Here is a 2,520-nt window from a genome sequence, read left to right on the forward strand (position 1 = left end):
GTGGGCGCGTTGATTTGTCTACGTGACTGCCGGGGGGATGACCGCGGCGAATGTCGGCCGGATCGACGCCCGGTCCCGCCGCCGGGCGGCGGCCGCGGGCCCGGGCCCGGGCCCGGGCCCGGGTCGGTTCCGGAGGGCAGGTGGAAGGATGGGGGCAGGGCCGGCGACGACGCGGTCCGAGGAACACGAGGAGTTGGCAGTCATGGCCAAGCAGGCCCCGCAGCGCGATCCCGGCCAGGACGACCCGGCGATCGGCGCGCCCCAGCACGCGGCGGCCGGACTGCCCGCGGTCGGCCACAGCCTGCGGATGGCCAACGAGCAGATGGGCGCCCGCCGCGCGGTCGCCACCCTGCTCAAGGTCAACCAGCACGGCGGCTTCGACTGCCCCGGCTGTGCCTGGCCGGAGCCGGACAAGCCGCACACCGCCGAGTTCTGCGAGAACGGCGCCAAGGCGGTGGCCGAGGAGGCCACCGAGCGCCGGATCACCGCCGACTTCTTCGCCGCGCACCCGGTGGCCGAGCTGGCCGAGCGCTCCGGCTACTGGCTGGGCCAGCAGGGCCGGCTCACCGAGCCGATGCTGCTGGAGGAGGGCGCCACCCACTACACCCCGGTCTCCTGGGAGCGGGCCTTCGAGATCGTGGCCGGCGAGCTGCGCGCGCTGGACACCCCGGACGGCGCGGCGTTCTACACCTCGGGCCGCACCAGCAACGAGGCCGCCTTCGCCTACCAGCTCTTCGCCCGCCGGCTCGGCACCAACAACCTGCCGGACTGCTCGAACATGTGCCACGAGTCGTCCGGCTCGGCGCTGGTGGAGACGCTCGGCGTGGGCAAGGGCAGCGTCAGCCTCAAGGACCTGTACCAGGCCGACCTGATCATCGTGGCCGGCCAGAACCCGGGCACCAACCACCCGCGGATGCTCTCCGCGCTGGAGCGGGCCAAGCGGGCCGGGGCCACCGTCGTCAGCGTCAACCCGCTGCCGGAGGCCGGGCTGGAGCGGTTCAAGAACCCGCAGCACGCGCGCGGGCTGGTCGGGCACGGCACCAAGCTGACCGACCTGTTCCTGCAGATCCGGCTCGGCGGCGACCTGGCCCTGTTCCGCGCGCTCAACCAGCGGATCCTGGCGGCGGACGCGGTGGACCACGCGTTCGTCGCCGAGCACTGCCACGGCTTCGAGGAGTTCGCCGCCGAGGCGAAGTCGACCGAGCGCGCGGCGGTGCTGGCCGCCACCGGTCTGGAGTGGGCGCAGATCGAGGAGCTGGCCGAGCTGGTGCTGCGCTCGCGCAAGGTGATCGTCTGCTGGGCGATGGGCCTGACCCAGCACAAGCACGCCGTGCCGACCATCCGCGAGGTGGTCAACTTCCTGCTGCTGCGCGGCAACGTGGGCAAGCCCGGGGCCGGGGTCTGCCCGGTGCGCGGGCACAGCAACGTGCAGGGCGACCGGACCATGGGCATCTTCGAGCGGCCCGGCACCGCCTTCCTGGACGCGCTGGAGCGCGAGTTCGCGTTCCGGCCGCCGCGCCACCACGGGTACGACTCGGTGGAGACGATCCGGGCGATGCGGGACGGGAAGATCGGGGTCTTCTTCGCGATGGGCGGCAACTTCGTCGCGGCCAGCCCGGACACCGCGGTGACCGAGGCCGCGATGCAGCGCTGCCGGCTGACCGTGCACGTCTCCACCAAGCTGAACCGCTCGCACGTGGTGACCGGGGCGCGGGCGCTGATCCTGCCCACCCTGGGGCGCACCGACCGGGACCGCACCGCCAAGGGCGACCAGTTCGTCACCGTCGAGGACTCGATGGGCATGGTGCACTCCTCGCAGGGCCGGCTGCGGCCGCCGGCGCCCGGGCTGCTCTCCGAGACCGCGATCGTCTGCCGACTGGCCCGGGCCACCCTGGGCGCCGACGACCAGGTGCCGTGGGAGGACTTCGCGGACGACTACGACACGGTGCGCGACCGGATCGCCCGGGTGGTGCCGGGGTTCGCGGACTTCAACGCGCGGGTCCGGGTGCCGGGCGGCTTCGCGCTGCCGCACGGGCCCCGGGACAGCCGGTCCTTCCCGACCGCGACCGGCCGGGCCAACTTCACGGTCAACCCGCTGACCGCCCCCGAGGTCCCGGCGGGCCGGCTGCTGCTGCAGACGCTGCGCTCGCACGACCAGTACAACACCACGATCTACGGCCTGGACGACCGCTACCGCGGCATCACCGGCGGCCGCCGGGTGGTGCTGGTCAACCCGGACGACCTGGCCGAGCTGGGCCTGACCGCGGGCGACCACGTGGACCTGGTCAGCGAGTGGCGGGACGGCTCCGAGCGCCGCGCGCCGCACTTCAAGCTGGTCGCCTACCCCGTCGCCGGCGGCGGCGCGGCGGCCTACTACCCGGAGACCAACGTGCTGATCCCGCTGGACTCGACCGCGGACATCAGCAACACGCCGACCTCCAAGGCCGTGGTCGTCCGGTTCGAGCCCGACACGGGCCGGTAGCCCGGTCGCGCGACCGCCGGTGCCGACGGCCCGTCGGC

The 2,520-nt window shown here is 73.8% G+C and carries 1 protein-coding gene; it reads left to right on the plus strand.

Annotated elements, in window-relative coordinates:
* Positions 1 to 202: 202 nt before the first annotated feature.
* Positions 203 to 2,482 (plus strand): FdhF/YdeP family oxidoreductase, encoded by a 2,280-nt coding sequence (locus ACFW1A_RS40000; RefSeq protein ID WP_380418578.1) that lies wholly within the window; start codon positions 203 to 205, stop codon positions 2,480 to 2,482.
* Positions 2,483 to 2,520 lie beyond the last annotated feature (38 nt).

It is taken from the genome of Kitasatospora sp. NPDC058965 (assembly GCF_042741245.1).
Lineage (GTDB): Bacteria > Actinomycetota > Actinomycetes > Streptomycetales > Streptomycetaceae > Kitasatospora.